Source organism: Sporichthya polymorpha DSM 43042 (assembly GCF_000384115.1).
Lineage (GTDB): Bacteria > Actinomycetota > Actinomycetes > Sporichthyales > Sporichthyaceae > Sporichthya > Sporichthya polymorpha.
The window spans coordinates 3,798,958-3,815,361 of sequence record NZ_KB913029.1; the positions used below are offsets into that span (position 1 = coordinate 3,798,958).

15 protein-coding genes and 1 riboswitch are annotated in these 16,404 nt (G+C 71.2%); of the genes, 10 read left to right on the forward strand and 5 right to left on the reverse strand.

Features of this window, described 5'->3' with window-relative positions; genetic code table 11:
• The first annotated feature begins 117 nt into the window (after positions 1–117).
• The 4 genes from tsf (at position 118) to SPOPO_RS0118425 (ending at position 3,239) form a co-directional block, all read left to right on the forward strand.
• Positions 118–939: a translation elongation factor Ts gene (gene tsf / locus SPOPO_RS0118410; RefSeq protein ID WP_019876451.1), complete on the forward strand. Its 822-nt coding sequence runs from the start codon at positions 118–120 to the stop codon at positions 937–939.
• A gap of 152 nt (positions 940–1,091) precedes the next feature.
• Positions 1,092–1,790: a UMP kinase gene (pyrH, locus tag SPOPO_RS0118415; protein ID WP_019876452.1), complete on the forward strand. Its 699-nt coding sequence runs from the start codon at positions 1,092–1,094 to the stop codon at positions 1,788–1,790.
• A 36-nt stretch (positions 1,791–1,826) separates the two neighbouring features.
• Positions 1,827–2,384: a ribosome recycling factor gene (gene frr / locus SPOPO_RS0118420; protein WP_019876454.1), complete on the forward strand. Its 558-nt coding sequence runs from the start codon at positions 1,827–1,829 to the stop codon at positions 2,382–2,384.
• A 9-nt stretch (positions 2,385–2,393) separates the two neighbouring features.
• Positions 2,394–3,239, forward strand: a complete 846-nt coding sequence (locus SPOPO_RS0118425; RefSeq protein WP_019876456.1) for a phosphatidate cytidylyltransferase — start codon at positions 2,394–2,396, stop codon at positions 3,237–3,239.
• Positions 3,240–3,324: 85 nt separating this feature from the next.
• Here SPOPO_RS0118425 and SPOPO_RS30425 read toward each other — a convergent pair whose 3' ends face one another.
• The gene (locus SPOPO_RS30425) at positions 3,325–3,606 is read right to left on the reverse strand and encodes a hypothetical protein (RefSeq protein WP_019876458.1); all 282 of its coding nucleotides are present in this window, start codon (positions 3,604–3,606) and stop codon (positions 3,325–3,327) included.
• A complete protein-coding gene (locus SPOPO_RS0118435; RefSeq protein WP_019876459.1) occupies positions 3,606–4,862 on the reverse strand; it encodes a serine hydroxymethyltransferase in 1,257 nt (418 codons plus the stop codon). Before SPOPO_RS0118435 ends, SPOPO_RS30425 begins: the two co-directional genes overlap by 1 nt.
• Positions 4,863–4,896: 34 nt before the next feature.
• A riboswitch (ZMP/ZTP riboswitch) is annotated at positions 4,897–4,981 on the reverse strand.
• A 49-nt stretch (positions 4,982–5,030) separates the two neighbouring features.
• Between SPOPO_RS0118435 and rlmN the strand changes: the two genes are divergently transcribed.
• The 5 genes from rlmN (at position 5,031) to SPOPO_RS0118460 (ending at position 10,985) form a co-directional block, all read left to right on the forward strand.
• On the forward strand, positions 5,031–6,173 hold the full coding sequence (gene rlmN / locus SPOPO_RS0118440; RefSeq protein WP_019876460.1) for a dual-specificity RNA methyltransferase RlmN: 1,143 nt from the start codon (positions 5,031–5,033) through the stop codon (positions 6,171–6,173).
• A complete protein-coding gene (locus SPOPO_RS0118445) occupies positions 6,170–6,751 on the forward strand; it encodes a suppressor of fused domain protein (protein WP_019876461.1) in 582 nt (193 codons plus the stop codon). The genes rlmN and SPOPO_RS0118445 overlap by 4 nt, the downstream gene beginning before the upstream one ends.
• Before the next feature lie 63 nt (positions 6,752–6,814).
• Positions 6,815–8,266 carry a DUF1800 domain-containing protein gene (locus SPOPO_RS30430; protein WP_019876462.1) on the forward strand — a complete coding sequence of 484 codons (1,452 nt, stop codon included), beginning with the start codon at positions 6,815–6,817 and terminating at the stop codon, positions 8,264–8,266.
• The gene (locus tag SPOPO_RS30435) at positions 8,263–9,540 is read left to right on the forward strand and encodes a DUF1501 domain-containing protein (protein WP_019876463.1); all 1,278 of its coding nucleotides are present in this window, start codon (positions 8,263–8,265) and stop codon (positions 9,538–9,540) included. The genes SPOPO_RS30430 and SPOPO_RS30435 overlap by 4 nt, the downstream gene beginning before the upstream one ends.
• Positions 9,541–9,692: 152 nt before the next feature.
• Positions 9,693–10,985, forward strand: coding sequence for an ISL3 family transposase (locus SPOPO_RS0118460; protein ID WP_028984897.1), 1,293 nt, complete (start codon positions 9,693–9,695; stop codon positions 10,983–10,985).
• 36 nt (positions 10,986–11,021) lie between these two features.
• Here SPOPO_RS0118460 and SPOPO_RS0118465 read toward each other — a convergent pair whose 3' ends face one another.
• Positions 11,022–12,731 carry an AMP-dependent synthetase/ligase gene (locus SPOPO_RS0118465; protein ID WP_156870016.1) on the reverse strand — a complete coding sequence of 570 codons (1,710 nt, stop codon included), beginning with the start codon at positions 12,729–12,731 and terminating at the stop codon, positions 11,022–11,024.
• 131 nt (positions 12,732–12,862) lie between these two features.
• On the opposite strand from SPOPO_RS0118465, the gene SPOPO_RS0118470 reads away from it, so the two are divergent.
• Entirely contained in the window at positions 12,863–14,743 is a 1,881-nt protein-coding gene (locus tag SPOPO_RS0118470; RefSeq protein ID WP_019876468.1) for a propionyl-CoA synthetase, read from the forward strand.
• 29 nt (positions 14,744–14,772) lie between these two features.
• On the opposite strand, the gene SPOPO_RS0118475 is transcribed toward SPOPO_RS0118470, so the two are convergent.
• A complete protein-coding gene (locus SPOPO_RS0118475; protein ID WP_019876470.1) occupies positions 14,773–15,540 on the reverse strand; it encodes a cache domain-containing protein in 768 nt (255 codons plus the stop codon).
• Positions 15,541–15,596: 56 nt separating this feature from the next.
• On the reverse strand, positions 15,597–16,337 hold the full coding sequence (locus SPOPO_RS0118480; protein WP_019876471.1) for a FadR/GntR family transcriptional regulator: 741 nt from the start codon (positions 16,335–16,337) through the stop codon (positions 15,597–15,599).
• Positions 16,338–16,404 lie beyond the last annotated feature (67 nt).

The following is a 16,404-nucleotide window of genomic DNA, read 5'->3' on the forward strand; positions in this document are numbered from 1 at the left end:
TCGGGAACCGCGGGAACCCGCCGGAATCAGAAGGCCGCCGCGCGCGTTGGGCCGACCCCCCAGGGGGTGCGCCCCCGAACGAACACACCACTTCGAAGGAACGGACGGCACAACGAGATGGCCGACTTCACCGCGGCGGACGTCAAGAAGCTCCGCGAGCTGACCGGCGCCGGGATGATGGACTGCAAGCGGGCGCTGGAGGAGACCGGTGGCGACTTCGACGCCGCCGTCGACCTGCTCCGTACCAAGGGTGCGGCCAAGGCCGCGAAGCGCAGCGCCGAGCGCAGCGCCAACTCGGGTCTGGTCGCGGCCTCGGGCAACGCCCTGGTCGAGCTGAACTCCGAGACCGACTTCGTCGCCAAGAACGAGCAGTTCCAGGACCTCGCGCAGGAGATCGCCGACTTCGTCGACTCCAGCAAGATCACGGACCGCGAGGAGCTGCTCGCGGCCGCGCTGCCGAACGGCAAGACGGTCCGCGAGTCGATCGACGCCGCCAGCGCGGTCATCGGCGAGAAGCTCGACCTGGGCCAGGTCGCGCGGTACGACGGCGACGTCGCGATCTACCTGCACCGCAAGAGCGCGGACCTGCCTCCGGCCGTCGGCGTGCTCGTCTCCTACGAGGGCGGCTCGCAGGACGCGGCCCGTGGCGCGGCCATGCAGATCGCCGCGATGAAGCCGCAGTACCTCTCGCGGGACGAGGTCCCGGCCGAGGTCGTCGAGCACGAGCGGCGCATCGCCGAGGCGACCGCGCGTGAGGAGGGCAAGCCGGAGGCGGCGCTGCCCAAGATCACCGAGGGTCGCGTGACCGGCTTCTTCAAGGACGTCGTCCTGCTGGAGCAGGCGTCGGTCCAGGACAGCAAGAAGAACGTCAAGGCCGTCCTCGACGAGGCGGGCGTGACCGTCAAGGCGTTCGCGCGCCTCTCGGTCGGCGGGGCCTGACGGCCACCGCTCACCGCGGCACCGACGAGAAGAGTTCGACAACGGCGAAGGGAAGCACCCGCGTGGATCAGGATCCTGGTAGCGCGGGTGCCTACACCCGGGGGGCTCCGCCCCCCGGGATCCCGCCGCAGAGCGCTTCTTTCCGCCGCGTGATGCTCAAGCTCTCCGGCGAGGTGCTCGCCGGCGAGAAGGGCATCGGCGTGGACCCGCTCGTCGTCCGCCTGATAGCTCGTCAGATCGCCGAGGCGGCCCGCACCGGGGTGCAGATCGCCGTTGTGCTCGGCGGCGGGAACTACTTCCGCGGCAAGGAACTCTCCCTCGCCGGGATGGACCGCAGCCGAGCCGACTACATGGGCATGCTCGGCACGATCATGAACTGCCTCGCCGTGCAGGACTTCATCGAGAAGCAGGGCGTCGAGACACGGGTCCAGACCGCGATCACCATGGGTCAGGTCGCGGAGCCCTACATCCCGCGGCGGGCGGTGCGGCACATGGAGAAGGGCCGCATCGTCATCTTCGGCGGCGGCCTCGGCGCACCGTTCTTCTCCACCGACACCACGGCCGCGCAGCGCGCGCTCGAGGTCGGCGCCCAGGCGGTCCTGATGGGCAAGCAGGGCGTGGACGGCGTCTACGACGCCGACCCCAAGCACCACCCCGAGGCGGTCCGGTTCGACCACCTCACCTACTCGGAATTCCTCACCCGAGGCCTGAAGGTCGCCGACGCCACCGCGATCGCGCTCTGCCGAGACAACTCGCTGCCGATCGTCGTCTTCGACCTGCTGGCTGAGGGCAACATCGGCCGAGCGGTCCGGGGTGAGAAGATCGGCACCCTCATCGGCGGCGAGATCTGATCGGCCCCCGCTGCGAAACGGGATAGGAGCACGCACATGATCGACGACACCCTGCTCGAGGCCGAGGAGAAGATGGAGAAGGCCGTCGAGGTCGCCAAGGAGGACTTCTCCGCGATCCGCACCGGCCGTGCCAACCCGGCGATGTTCTCCAAGATCATGGTCGACTACTACGGCGCCCTGACTCCGGTGAACCAGCTCGCCTCGTTCACCACGCCCGAGGCGCGCATGGTGATCGTGAGCCCCTACGACAAGGGCTCGCTGGCCGCCATCGAGAAGGCGATCCGTGACTCCGACCTCGGCGTGAACCCGAGCAACGACGGCTCGATCATCCGCGTCGTCCTGCCGCAGCTCACCGAGGAGCGGCGTAAGGAGTACATCAAGGTCGCCAAGGGCAAGGCCGAGGACGCGCGCATCTCCATCCGCAACATCCGTCGCCACGCGATGGAGGCCCTGCACAAGATGCAGAAGGACGGCGACGCGGGCGAGGACGACGTCCGCCGCGCGGAGAAGCACCTCGAGGACGTCACCCACAAGTACGTCGGCACCGTCGACGAGCTGCTCAAGCACAAGGAAGCCGAGCTCCTCGAGGTCTGAGGACTTCCGGTGACCGCTGCGACCGAGGAGCCCAGGAAGAGCCGGGCCGGGCGCAATCTGCCCGCCGCCATCGGCGTGGGCGTCGGCATGGGCTCGATCGCCACGGCCTCGCTGATCTTCGAGCCCGCGGTCTTCGTCGGCGTCGTGGCCGTCGCGATCCTCATCGCGCTCTGGGAGTTCGGCAACGCCCTCGCCACCACGGGGGTGCGGATCCCGCTCGTGCCGCTCGGCATCGGCACGGTCGCGATGCTCGCAGCCGCCTACGAGGCCGGCACCGAGTCCCTCATGGTCGGCCTGCTGCTGACCGTGCTGGGCGTCATCGGCTGGCGGATCGCCGAGGGTCCCGACGGCTTCGTCCGGGACGTCACCGCCGGCGTCTTCACCAGCGTCTACCTGCCCTTCCTCGCCGGCTTCGCGATCCTCATGGTCGCGGCGCCGAACGACGGCGCCGAGCGGGTGGCGACGTTCATCCTCGTCGTCGTCTGCAACGACGTCGGCGGCTACGCCGCCGGGGTGCTGTTCGGCAAGCACCCGATGGCGCCGCGCATCAGCCCGAAGAAGTCGTGGGAGGGCATGGCCGGCTCCCTCGTCGCCTGCGCCACGGGCGGCGCGATCTGCATGGCGACGCTGATGGACGACGCGGCCTGGAAGGGCGTCGTGCTCGGCCTCGCGCTCGCCGTCGCGGCGACCGTCGGGGACCTCGGCGAGTCGGTGCTCAAGCGCGACATCGGCGTCAAGGACATGGGGACCCTGCTCCCCGGCCACGGCGGCATCATGGACCGCCTCGACTCGCTGCTGATCGCCGCCCCGATCTGCTGGCTGCTGCTCTCGTTCTTCGTCGACCCGACGCCCTGACGCCGCGGCCCCCTCGGACTCTCGTCAAAAAAGGGTGACACCCCTTACTCGCGAGTAAGGGGTGTCACCCTTTTTTGCACAGCGGTCAGGCGTCGAGGAGTTCGCGGAGTTCGGCGGCCTCGGCGCGGTACTTCGCCTGCTGCTCGGGGTGCAGGACGCGCAGGTTGAACAGGACCTGCTCGGCGGCGGCGTCGCTGCAGTCGAGCAGGGTGCGGACCTGGGTCCGCAACTCCGGCGCGCCGGACCGGACGAGGGCGAGGACGGCGTCGGTCTGGTCGCCGAGGGCGATCAGCGCCTCGAAGATCTCCGCCCGCAGGGCGAGCGCCTCCCGCTCCTCGGCGGTGCGAGGAGCCGGTGTGCCCGTCATCAGCCCAGACCCGGGGCGGGGAACTGCGCGGTGAGGTCGAGGACCTCTTTGCGCACCCGCTCGACGGTCTGCTCGTCGCCCTTCTTCGCGGCCTCGACGACCTCGTCGAACCAGCCCGCGATGGCGTCCATCTCCGCCGGGCCCATGCCGCGCGAGGTGACGGCCGGGGTGCCGATACGGACGCCGGAAGGGTCGAACGGTTTACGGGTGTCGAACGGGACGCTGTTGTAGTTCGTCTCCAGACCCGCGCGGTCGAGCGCCTGTGCCGCGGGCTTGCCGGCGATGTCCTTGTTGGTGAGGTCGATCAGCACCAGGTGGTTGTCGGTGCCGCCCGAGACGAGGTTGAAACCGCGGGAGGCGAGACCCTCGGCCAGCGCCTTCGCGTTCGTCACGACCTGGGCCGCGTAGGTCCGGAACTCGTCGGTCGACGCCTCCTTCAGCGCGACCGCGATGCCGGCCGTGGTGTGGTTGTGCGGGCCGCCCTGCAGGCCGGGGAAGACGGCCTTGTCGAGGGCCTTCGCGTGCTCCTCGGTGCTCATCAGCATCGCGCCGCGCGGGCCACGCAGGGTCTTGTGCGTCGTCGTGGAGATGACGTCGGCGTGCCCGACCGGCGAGGGGTGGGCGCCACCGGCGACGAGGCCGGCGATGTGCGCGATGTCGGCGGCGAGGACGGCGCCGATCTCCTTCGCGATCTCGGCGAACGCCGGGAAGTCGATGGTGCGGGGGACCGCGGTGCCGCCGCAGAAGATCAGCTTCGGACGCTCGGCGAGCGCGAGGTCGCGCACCTGGTCCATGTCGATGCGGCCGGTGTCCTGCCGGACGCCGTAGCGCACGGCGGTGAACCAGGCGCCGGTCGCGGAGACCGACCAGCCGTGCGTGAGGTGGCCGCCGCTCGGCAGGCCGAGGCCCATCACCTTCTCGCCCGGTGAGAGGAACGCCATGTAGATGGCGAGGTTCGCGGGGGAGCCGGAGTACGGCTGCACGTTCGCGTGCTCGACGCCGAAGACGGCCTTGGCGCGCTCGATCGCGAGCGTCTCGATCTGGTCGATGACCTGCTGGCCCTCGTAGTACCGCTTGCCGGCGTAACCCTCGGAGTACTTGTTGGTCAGGACCGTCCCGGTGGCCTCGAGCACGGCCTTCGAGACGTAGTTCTCCGACGGGATCAGCTTGATCGTGTCCGCCTGGCGCCGTTCCTCCGCCGCGATGAGCTCGGCGATCTGGGGGTCGGCAACCGACAGCGCGGGGTCGTTGGCCACGGGTCCTCCTGTGCCGTACGGCACACCTCGGTGGTCACGGAGCCCAGGCGCACGGCCCCGCACTGCAAGCTCCCCGGCGGTGAACTCCGCCTGTGAACGCGCCAGTCGCAGGTCCCAAAGTACCGCCTGGAGCCGACGCCTCCCGGATCGGCTGCGAGAATGGGCGCAATGCCTGCACCCGGTGAGCTCACCCTCGTCGCCCCGCGCCGCGCGAAGCCGCCGCGGCACCTGGCCGACCTCGCTCCCGGCGAGCGCAAGGCCGCCGTCGAGGAGCTCGGGCACAAAGGCTTCCGCGCGAAGCAGCTCGCGACGCACTACTTCACCCACCACAACGCGGACCCGGAGACGTGGACCGACGTCCCCGCGAAGGACCGCGAGGCGCTCGCGGGCGCGCTGTTCCCGCCGCTGCTCACCCCCGTCCGCGACATCACCTGCGACGAGGGCACCACGCGCAAGACCCTGTGGCGGCTGTTCGACGGCGCGCTGGTCGAGAGCGTCCTGATGCGTTACCCCGACCGGGTGACGGTCTGCGTCTCGTCCCAGGCCGGTTGCGGCATGAACTGCCCGTTCTGCGCGACGGGCCAGGGCGGGCTGACCCGGAACATGTCGACGGCCGAGATCGTCGATCAGGTCGTGGCGGCGGCGCGGGCCCTCGACCGCGGCGAGGTGGCGGGTGGGCCCGGCCGCGTCTCGAATGTCGTGTTCATGGGCATGGGGGAGCCGCTCGCGAACTACGCCGCCACCTCCGCCGCGGTCGCCCGGCTGATCGACCCGACGCCGGACGGGCTGGGCCTGTCCCGGCGCTCGGTGACGGTCTCGACGGTGGGCCTGGTGCCCGGCATCGCCAAGCTGGCGAACTCGGGGCTCGGCGTGACGCTCGCGCTCTCGCTGCACGCCCCCGACGACGAGCTGCGGGACACGCTCGTCCCGATCAACACGCGGTACCCGGTGGCGGAGGTCGTGGGCACCGCGCACGACTACTTCGTCACGACGGGGCGCCGGGTCTCGATCGAGTACGCGCTGATCCGCGACATCAACGACCAGGCGTGGCGGGCGGACGAACTGGCCCGGGTGCTCGCGTTCGCGGGGCCCGGCGCCTGGGCGCACGTGAACCTCATCCCGCTCAACCCGACGCCGGGCTCGAAGTGGACGGCCTCCCGGGCCAAGGACGAGCGGACGTTCGTGCGCCGGCTGGAGGCCGCCGGCGTCCCGGTCACGGTGCGGGACACCCGGGGCCGGGAGATCGACGGCGCCTGCGGCCAGCTCGCGGCGGCCGACCTGGAGGCGATCGCCGAGGAGGCGGGGGCGTGAAGACGCCGAACGAACTGATCGGCAAGCACTACACCGACTACTTCGGTCGTGGGCACTCGATCTTCGAGATGGATCCGCCGGCCGAGGCGACCGACCGCGTCCCCGGGCTGCGGATGCTGGAGGCGACGGCCGGCAAGCGCGTCGACGTCGTCAGCTACTTCACCCTCGGCTGCTGGGAGGCGGTGCAGAGCCTCGGCGTCGGGGCCGAGTTCGTCCTGTCCGCGCGGGAGCCGAACGAGGCGCACCTGAAGTCCCTCGCCGCGGCGGCGATCGCGCACTGCGGCACCCCGGACAGCCGGCTCGACCGGGGCTCGGTCGTGCAGCTCGACCGGCCGTGGCTGCCGGGGTCGGAGTGCGACCGACTGCTCGTCACGTTGCCCTACCCGTACGGGCCCGAGCTCGAGTACTGCCGCTGGAAGGTCCGCGGTCAGAACTGCACCGCGCGTGTGCTGTGGCTGATGCCGATCACCGCGGCCGAGGCCGCGATGGTCGCCCTCGACGGGGTCGAGGCGCTCGAGGCCCGGTTTGAGGAGGTTGGCGTCAATTTCGCCGATCCCGCTCGCTCCTCAGCGGTCTGAGCCCGCGGAATGATTGCGTAAAGCCGCGCATCGCCGCCTTCGGCGTCCTCCGACACTGCGAGGATGCGGTCCGTCCTCCACCTCCTCCGCCGGACGACGTTCGGGATCACCCCCGAACTGCTCGTCGACGTCGAGGACGCGGGCGGCGCGACGGCCTGGCTGGAGCAGCAGCTCGATCCCGGCTCGATCGACGACGGCACCTGTGCCGCGGCCCTGGCCGCCTGGCCGTTCGCGACCACCGACCCGCAGGTCAACCACGCCACGATGGGCGCGGGCAACGCGACGTCCATGGAGGACCTGGTCCGCGCGACCCTCGCCCGCCAGATCTGGTCACGGCGTCAGTTGTTCGAGGTGATGGTCGACTTCTGGTCGAACCACCTGAACATCACCTGCCCGAGCGGGACGGTCTGGGCCACCAAGGCCTGGGACGACGTCCACGTCGTCCGCGCTCATGCGCTCGGCCGGTTCGAGGACATGCTGCAGGCGTCGGTCACGTCGCCGGCGATGCTGCTCTACCTGAACAACGCGCAGTCGCGCGGCGACGCGGTGAACGAGAACTACGCCCGCGAACTGCTGGAGCTGCACACCGTCGGCCTCGACGCGGGATACTCCCGCCGCGACATCGTGAACGCCGCCCGCGCCCTGAGCGGCCTGTCGGTGTGGGAGCGCAGCGACAAGGCCGCGGCGATCTCGCTCGGCACCTTCCGCTACCGGGCGGACTGGCACTACGTCGGTCCGGTCTCGGTCCTGGGCTGGTCGCACCCCAACGGCGACGCCGCCGGGGGAGTCGAGGTCGCGCGGTCCCTGATCACGTACCTCGCCCGCCACCCGGCGACCGCCGAGCGGATCGCCCGCAAGCTCGCGGTCCGCTTCGTCCGCGACAAGCCGCCCGCGGCGCTGGTGCGCCGCCTGGCCCGGGTGTACCTCGACTCCGACACCGAGATCGTGCCGGTGCTGCGCGCGTTGTTCACCTCGGACGAGTTCGCCGGCTCGGTCGGGGCGAAGGTGCGCCGGCCCGCGGAGATCGTGATCGCCGGCTGGCGCGCGCTCGGGGCGCAGCCGATCCCGGGCTGGCTCAATCGCAACAATGCCGTCGCGCAGCTGCGTTGGACGCTGTCGGAGATGGGCAACGCCCCGCTGGGGTGGCCGGCACCCGACGGCTACCCGGACGTCGCCGCCGCCTGGAAGGGCGCGGGTCTGACGCTGACCGCGTGGAACGCGCATCTCACCGCCGCCTCGCACCGCCTGAACAACGGCGTGCTGTGGCCGGACCTCGTCACGCACTTGCTCGACGGCGCCGTCCCGACGAGCTGGGGTGGCCTCGTCGACACTCTGACGGCCCGTCTGCTACCCGGTCAGCGGGTGACTCCCGCGCACCGGGCGGCGTTCCTGGCCTTCCTCGCGGACGCCGCCGACGCCGCGGACCCCGCCGCGCTGCGCCCGCAGGACCTGAAGGCACTGCTGCCGGTCCTGGTCGCGCTCGTGCTCGACAGCCCGTACTGGAGCGTGCGATGACGGACGAGTGCCCGGAGTGCACCGGCGCCCGGCCGGTGAGCCGACGTCGCTTCCTGCAGGCGATCGGGGTGACCGGCGCGGCGGTGGCGGCACCGTCGATGTTCTCGGCCCAGGCGGCCTTCGCCGCCGGACCGCACCGCGGGCCGGTGCTGGTCGTGATCTCCCTGCGCGGCGGGATGGACGGGCTCTCGCTCGTCCCGCCGGTCGGCGACCCGGACTACGCCAAGCTGCGGCCGTCCATCGCCGTCCCGCAGCGGACCGCGATCCCGACCGGTGACCCGCGCTTCGGCCTGCACCCGGCGCTCGCGCCGCTCCGTCCGCTCTGGGACTCCGGCCGGCTCTCGTTCGTCCACGCCGTCGCGTCCGCGGACACCTCGCGCAGCCACTTCAACGCCACCGCCGAACTCGAGCGGTCGGCGCCCTGGACGAACGTGCACTCGGGCTGGCTGGACCGCGTGCTGCGCGTCAACGGCCGCACCTCGTCGTTCGAGGGGGTTGCCCTCGGGACCGGCGGCCGTCCCGGCCACCTCGTCGGGGAGAGCGACGTCCTGACGATGCGTTCGCTGTCGAGCTTCACGCTCGCCGGTCCGGAGGCCCTCCGCCCGGGGATGATCCGGGCGCTGCGCGCCCTGCACAGCGACCCGAAGGCACCGCAGACCGCCGGCGCGGTCGCGACGCTGAAGGCGCTCGACACCGTCGGAACCATCAACGCCCAGCGGGCCGAGGCGGGCGCCCCCGCGACCGCCTACCCGGCGAACAGCGCCCTGGGTGCGGCGCTCGCCGACGCCGCCGCGCTGATCCGGGCGGACGTCGGACTGGCCGCGCTGGCGGTCGAGATCGGCGGTTGGGACATGCACATCGCGCTCGGCAACGCCGGCGAGGGCCAGTTCGCGGCCCTGGCCGGGCAGGTCGCCGCCGCGATCGCCGCGTTCGGCGCCGACCTGGGCAAGGACTTCGACCGCGTCAACGTCGTGACGATGAGCGAGTTCGGTCGCCGCGCCGGCCAGAACGGCAGCGGCGGCGTCGACCACGGCCACGGCAACGCGATGCTCCTTGCCGGCGGCGGACTCGTCGGCCGCAAGGTCCACGGCCGGTGGCCGGGGCTCGGCCAGGACGACCTCGACCAGGGCGACCTCGCCGCGACGACCGACTACCGCGACGTGCTCGCCGAGTTCCTCGTCCGGCGCGCCGGCCTCGGCCGCGACGCGGTGTCGGTGGTCTTTCCCAACTACCGGCCCCGCCCGGTCGGCGCCTTCCGCCGCCCGACCGGCTGAACCGACCGTTCGGTCGTCAAGAAAGGGTGTCACCCTTTCTGGCTCCACTGACGCTTCCGTGGGTCGTTGATCGCCCTGAAACGGCCACACGCCGTTCCCAGCCTTAGGTTTCTGGCTTGTCGAAGGTCAGAAACTGCAGAGCGGAGAACGGCGTGCGGAACGCCAGCGTATGGCGCACCTTGCTGAGCGTCGAGAACACGGTGATCGAGGACGTCGAGTTCGACGAAGATGCCGAGGTTGTGGTGGCTCATGTCCGGCCGCGACGGGCTGGGCGTGGACGGTGCGGGCGCTGCGGGGACAGGGCTCCCTGGTTCGATCGCGGCGAAGGGCGACGCAGGTGGCGAGCGCTCGACATGGGGACGGTGCCGGTCTTCATCGAAGCTGACGCGCCCCGGGTGAACTGTGCCGTCCACGGACCGACGGTGCGGCAGGTCCCGTGGGCGCGCCACAGCGCCGGGCACACGTACGTGTTCGACCAGCAAGTCGCCTGGCTGGCCACCCAGTGCTCCAAGACCGCGATCACCGAGTTGATGCGGATCGCTTGGCGCACCGTGGGCGCGATCATCGCCCGGGTCTGGGCCGACACAGCTGCTGGCGTGGACGCGTTCGCCGGGCTGCGGCGGATCGGGATCGATGAGATCTCCTACAAGCGGCACCACAAGTACCTGACCGTCGTGGTCGATCACGACTCGGGCCGTTTGGTGTGGGCCAGTCCCGGACGAGAACGCGCGACCGTCCACGCCTTCTTCGACGCACTCGAGGCATCCGGCGAAGGCAGATGCGCCCAGATCACCCACGTCAGCGCCGATGGCGCCGAGTGGATTGCCGAGGTAGTCAGCACACGATGCCCCAACGCGGTGCGCTGCGCTGACCCCTTCCACGTGGTCGGCTGGGCCACCGATGCCCTCGACGCGGTACGCCGCGAGGCGTGGAACGAGGCTCGTCGGGCCGGCAACACCAGGAACCACGGCTGGGCCGAAGGGCGCCGTGTCACCGTCGCGACCGGCCCCGCCCGTGCGCTCAAGCACGCGCGGTTCGCGCTGTGGAAGAACCCGGAGAACCTCACCGACCGCCAGCGGGTCAAGCTCGAATGGATCGCCAAGACCGATCCGCGGCTCTACCGGGCCTACCTGCTCAAGGAGGGCCTGCGGACCGTGTTCAAGCTGCCGGCCGACCAGGCCGCCGAAGCGCTCGACCGGTGGGTCTCCTGGGCACGCAGGTCCCGCATCGAATCGTTCGTCCGGCTCCAGAGCCGGATCGTGCGCTACCGAGCCGAGATCCTCGCCTCGATCGAGCACGGACTGTCCAACGGCCTCATCGAGTCGGTCAACACCAAGATCCGACTCATCACCCGCATGGCCTTCGGGTTCGCCGGCCCCGACGCTCTCATCGCACTCGCGATGCTCAACCTCGGCGGCCACCGCCCCGCTCTGCCTGGCCGATGACCCACGGATCAGTCAGGAGAGCCCCCTTTCTTGACATCAGTCCTCGGCGTAGAGGGCCTCGATCGCGTCGGCGTACTTCTCCGCGATCGGCTTGCGGCGGAGCTTCATGGTCGGCGTGAGCTCGTCGCCGCCGGGGAGCCAGTCGACGTCGAGCAGGTGCCACTTCTTGATCTGCTCGACGCGGGAGAGCTTCTCGTTCGCGGACGCGACGGCGGCCCCGACGATCTGCTGCACCTGGGGGTCGGCGGCGAGGGTCCGGGCCGAGGAGTCGGGCAGGCCGGCCTGCTTCGCGTAGGCCGCGGCGGCGTCGGGGTCGATGACGAGCAGCGCGACGTTGTAGCGCCGCCCGTCGCCGATGCAGACCGCCTGCCCGATCAGGGCGTGGGAGGCCTTGAGCCGCTGCTCGATGTTGGCCGGCGACATGTTCTTGCCGGCCGCGTTGATGATCAGTTCCTTCTTGCGGTCGACGATGCGGAGAAACCCGTCCTCGACGACGCCGACGTCGCCGGTGTGCAGCCACCCCTCGTCGTCGATCGCCTCGGCGGTGCGCTCGGGGTCGTTGCGGTACCCCTTCATCAGCAGCGGACCGCGGACCAGGATCTCGCCGTCGTCGGCGAGCGCCATCTCGGAGCCCGGGATCGGTTGACCCACCGTGCCGGGACGGATGTCGTCGGCCGGCACGCACGTCATGCAGCACGAGGTCTCGGACATGCCGTAGACCTCCTGGACCGGCAGCCCGAGGTCACCGAAGTACTTGAGCGTCTCGACCGCGATCGGGGCGGCGCCGACGATCGACCACACGACCCGGTCGAGACCGATCTTCGCCCGCGCCCCGGCGCGGACCTCCGCGGGCAGCGCGGCCGGGTCCGTCAGACCGCCGGCCTGCAGCGCGGCCATGATCTTCTCGTAGACGCGCGGTACGCCGCCCCAGAACGTCGGGCGGGCGCTGACCAGTGCCGGGATCAGCTGGGTCTGGTCCGCGACCGTCGTGACGGTGGCCCCGAACGTCGCGGAGCAGTGGTAGTGGTGGCTCCACCGGTCGGCGATGTGCGCCGACGGCAGGTAGGACACGATCGACCCGCCGACCGGGGTCGGGGTCATCGCCGACATGCCGCGGATCTGGGCCATCATGCTGGCGTGCGTGAGCTGGGCGCCCTTGGGCGGGCCGGTGGTGCCGGAGGTGTAGATCAGCGTCAGGACGTCGTCCGGCTGGACCGCGCGCCAGGCGGCGTCGAAGTCGAAGTCGTCCGAGCCACGGGCGATGAGCTCGTCGAGGGTGGAGGTGCTCGCGTCGCCGCCGTCGATGCAGACGACGTGCGCGACCGCGGTGCCCGCCTTGCGGACGGTCTCCAGGAAGGCCTGTTCGCACACCACGACGCGGTTGCCGGCGTTGGAGAACAGGTACTCGACCTGCTCCGGCGACGAGGTGTTGTAGATCGAGAAGGGCACGGCACCCAGGTGCAGCGCGGCCATGTCGACCAGGTTCATCTCGGGCCGGTTGCGCATCATCAGCGCGACGGTGTCACCGTGGCCGACCCCGAGAGCGGCGAGGCCGGCGGCGATCTTCCGCACCTGTTCGGCGTACTGGGCGAACGTCAGGCTGATCGAGTCGTCGGGAGTGCGGAGGGCCACGCGGTCGGTGTGTTCGGCCGCGGTCAGCTGAAACGCCTCGCAGATCGTCGCGGCGCGCAACGCGGGCACGCCCTCCTGAATGGGACGGTTGCTGCTGGGGATGAGCTGAACCATGCCGTTCTCCATCGTCAGGGGCTCGCATGCCGGGACTCGGGGCAGCCAATCAGGTCGCACCCGGTTTGTCAGGCCCTCCAACGGTTGGGACGGGGCTGGCCGTTCCCGCACGTGGAAGACAGGATGAGCCCATGGGTGCCTACTCCGACGCGTTCCGCCGCAGTATCGAAGACCCGACCGGCTTCTGGGCCGAGGCCGCGCAGGCCGTGGACTGGACCCGGGCACCGACGACGGTGCTCGACGACAGTCGGGCCCCGTTCGTGCGCTGGTTCCCTGACGGAGAGCTGAACACCTGTCACAACGCGTTGGACCGGCACGTGGACGGCGGCCGCGCCGACCAGACCGCGCTGATCTACGACAGCCCCATGACCGGCCGTCAGGCGCGCTTCACCTACGCCGAGCTCCGCGACCAGGTCGCCCGCTTCGGCGGCGTGCTCCGCAGGCTCGGCGTCGAGAAGGGCGACCGGGTCGTGATCTACATGCCGATGGTCCCCGAGGCCGTGGTCGCGATGCTGGCCTGCGCGCGGATCGGGGCGGTCCACTCGGTGGTTTTCGGCGGCTTCGCGCCCCGCGAGCTCGCGGCCCGGATCGACGACGCCCAGCCCAAGGTCATCGTCGCCGCCTCGTGCGGTCTCGAGCCGACGCGGGTCGTCGAGTACAAGCCGATGATCGCCGCGGCCATCGAGATCGCCGCGCACAAGCCCGAGACGTGCGTGGTGCTCCAGCGTGAGCAGGCGCGGGCCGAGCTGGGTCCGGACGACGTCGACTGGACCGAGGCCATGGCGGCCGCCGAGCCGGTCGAGTGCGTCCCCGTCGGGGCGAACGACCCGCTCTACATCCTCTACACGTCGGGCACGACCGGGAAGCCGAAGGGCATCGTCCGCGACAACGGGGGTCACGCCGTCGCGCTGCTGTGGTCGATCCGTAACGTCTTCGGTCTCGAGCCGGGCGAGGTGTGGTGGACCGCGTCCGACGTCGGCTGGGTCGTCGGCCACTCCTACATCGTCTACGCCCCGCTGCTGCTCGGCGCGACGACGATCCTCTACGAGGGCAAGCCGGTCGGAACCCCCGACGCGGGCGCGTTCTGGCGGGTCATCGCCGAGCACGGCGCGGTCACGCTCTTCACCGCCCCGACGGTGTTCCGCGCGATCAAGAAGGAGGACCCGGACGCGAAGCTGCTGGCGCAGTACGACATCTCCAAACTGCGCGCGCTGTTCCTCGCGGGGGAGCGGCTCGACCCCGACACCTACCACTGGGCGACCGAGAAGTCCGGGGTGCCGGTCATCGACCACTGGTGGCAGACCGAGACGGGCTGGCCGATCTGCGCGAACCTCCGCGGCCTGGAGCCGATGCCGATCAAGCCGGGCTCGCCGTCGGTGCCCGTGCCGGGGTGGGACGTCCAGGTCCTCGACCCCGAGGGCAACCGGGTCGGCCCGAACACCGAGGGCGCGATCTGCATCAAGCTCCCGCTCCCGCCCGGGGCCCTGCCGACGCTGTGGAACGACGACGACCGCTTCGTCGCGAGCTACCTGTCGGCGTTCGACGGCTACTACCTCTCCGGCGACGGCGGGTACGTCGACGAGGACGGTTACGTCTACGTGCTCGGGCGGACCGACGACGTCATCAACGTCGCCGGCCACCGACTCTCGACCGGCTCGATGGAGGCCGTGCTCGCCGCGCACCCGGCCGTCGCCGAGTGCGCGGTGATCGGCGTCCACGACTCGCTCAAGGGCCAGGTCCCGCGCGGGTTCGTCGTGCTCAAGGCCGGCATGGACGTCGACCCCGAGGCGCTCTCCGCCGAACTGGTCGCCGCGGTGCGCAACGAGATCGGCGCGGTCGCGGCGTTCAAGCGGGCGGACGTCGTCCCGGCGCTGCCGAAGACCCGCTCGGGCAAGATCCTGCGCCGCACCATGCGCGGGATCGCCGACGGTCGCGACGAGCCCGTGCCCTCGACGATCGAGGACGCGAGCGTGCTCGACAAGCTGCGCCCGATCCTGACGAAGGAGTCCTGATCCCCTGACCGAGCGGGCCTGACGGGACGTCAGGCGACCAGGCGGTCCCCGACGAGCAGGACCATCGGGACGTCGCCGCAGCGCTGCAGGGTCAGCCCCTGCCGGCTGCTGGTCGCCTCGCCGCCGGCGACGAAGCCGGCGAGGTCGAGTCGGCGGACCAGGGAGCCGGTGACGAGTCGGGCCGTGTTGGACACGATCACGCGGCCCTGGGTGTTCACCAGGGCAGCGGCGCTCGGGAGCGACCGCAGCGGCGGGAGCACGAGCGACTCGTAGCGGTTGACGAAGACGTCCGCGCCGGCGACGCCGACGAAGGTCCCGCCGACGAAGATCGGCTCGGTGAAGGTGAGCGCGTACTCGTCGCTGCACACGTAGTCGACGTACGGGCCGGTGACGTGGCGGCGGCCGGTCGCCGCGGGGACGGCGAACCAGGGGAGGGGCACGTAGTCGTAGAAGCGGTCCCGGCTCGGGTCGAGTTCGACGACCAGTCGCGACGCGGTGCCGTTGCGGCCCTGCTGCCACCACTGCAGCCAGCGCGGGGCGTCGCTCAGCGTGTTCGGGGCGGCGATGAAGCCGGCGCCGGGGATGATGCCGTCGACCTCGCCGAGCATGCCGATCGCGATGGCGTCGATGGCGGCCAGGTCCGCGACTCCGACCGGGCGGCCGTCGCGGTGCGCCTCGGCGAAGAGGTTCTCGGTGGTGCGGCGCAGGTTCGAGACCAGCTCGAAGACGGCTTCGGCGGCCGTCGCGACGTGCTGGCCCACCGACTCGGAGGTCTCGATCATCTGGTGCAGCGCCACGGCAGCCCCCGTGATTGCCCGGTTGGGGCGCCCAACGTACTACGCGCCTATTTCGATCAGGTCAGCAAATTCAGTCGCAGTTCGGTCACTCTTTCCGCCGCCGCGCGCACGTGGGCCTCGACCAGATCGCGGGCCAGCGGGCCGTCGCCGTCGGCGATGGCGGCGATAATTTCGCGGTGCTGCGCGGCCGCGCGTCGTTGCACGGCCTCGCCCTCGAACGGCGCCCAGAGCAGGGCGCCGAGCTCGCTCTGCAGCGCGAGCTCCTCGCGCGCGAGCCGGGCGGACTGCGCCGCCGCCGCGATCTCGAGGTGGAAGTAGCCCTCCGCGCGGCGGCGGGCGCCGGCGTCCGTCGCCGCGGCGAGCTGGTCGGCCGCCCGTTCCAGCCGTTCGATGTCCTCGGCTGAGGCTCGCTCAGCGGCGAGCCGGCCGGCGGTGCCGCCCACGGCGGCGTAGTGGTCGAACAGGTCGCGGAGTTCGATGAGCGAGATCCGGGCCAGGCGCTCGCGGAGTTCCGCGGCCGTGGGGTCGGCCGGGGCTCGGACGAAGCTGCCGCCGCCCCGGCCCCGGCGGGTCTCGACCAGGCCGCGCTCGCGCAGGACGGTGAGGGCCTCGCGCACGGTCACGGTGGAGACGGCGAGCTGGGCGGCGAGGTCGGCCTCGCTCGGCAGCTGCTCCTCGTCGGCGAGCAGGCCGAGCACGATCGCGTCGGCCAGTCGCCCCGCGACGAGCTCGGTACGGCTGAGGGTGTCGAGCGGCGCGAACACGGCGGCCCGGGCGTCCGGTGCCCACCGATGCATCGCGTCCGCCCTATCCGGATGAAGGTCCATCAGTCGTTGACCTTAAACATCTGAACTCATAGGTTAT

Bases quoted from the DNA above. Each gene is read 5' to 3' on its own strand.
- tsf (WP_019876451.1), top strand. From the start codon at position 118: ATGGCCGACTTCACCGCGGCGGACGTCAAGAAGCTCCGCGAGCTGACC.
- pyrH (WP_019876452.1), top strand. From the start codon at position 1,092: ATGCTCAAGCTCTCCGGCGAGGTGCTCGCCGGCGAGAAGGGCATCGGC.
- frr (WP_019876454.1), top strand. From the start codon at position 1,827: ATGATCGACGACACCCTGCTCGAGGCCGAGGAGAAGATGGAGAAGGCC.
- SPOPO_RS30425 (WP_019876458.1), bottom strand. From the start codon at position 3,606: ATGACGGGCACACCGGCTCCTCGCACCGCCGAGGAGCGGGAGGCGCTC.
- rlmN (WP_019876460.1), top strand. From the start codon at position 5,031: ATGCCTGCACCCGGTGAGCTCACCCTCGTCGCCCCGCGCCGCGCGAAG.
- SPOPO_RS30430 (WP_019876462.1), top strand. From the start codon at position 6,815: ATGCGGTCCGTCCTCCACCTCCTCCGCCGGACGACGTTCGGGATCACC.
- SPOPO_RS30435 (WP_019876463.1), top strand. From the start codon at position 8,263: ATGACGGACGAGTGCCCGGAGTGCACCGGCGCCCGGCCGGTGAGCCGA.
- SPOPO_RS0118465 (WP_156870016.1), bottom strand. From the start codon at position 12,731: ATGGTTCAGCTCATCCCCAGCAGCAACCGTCCCATTCAGGAGGGCGTG.
- SPOPO_RS0118470 (WP_019876468.1), top strand. From the start codon at position 12,863: ATGGGTGCCTACTCCGACGCGTTCCGCCGCAGTATCGAAGACCCGACC.
- SPOPO_RS0118480 (WP_019876471.1), bottom strand. From the start codon at position 16,337: ATGCATCGGTGGGCACCGGACGCCCGGGCCGCCGTGTTCGCGCCGCTC.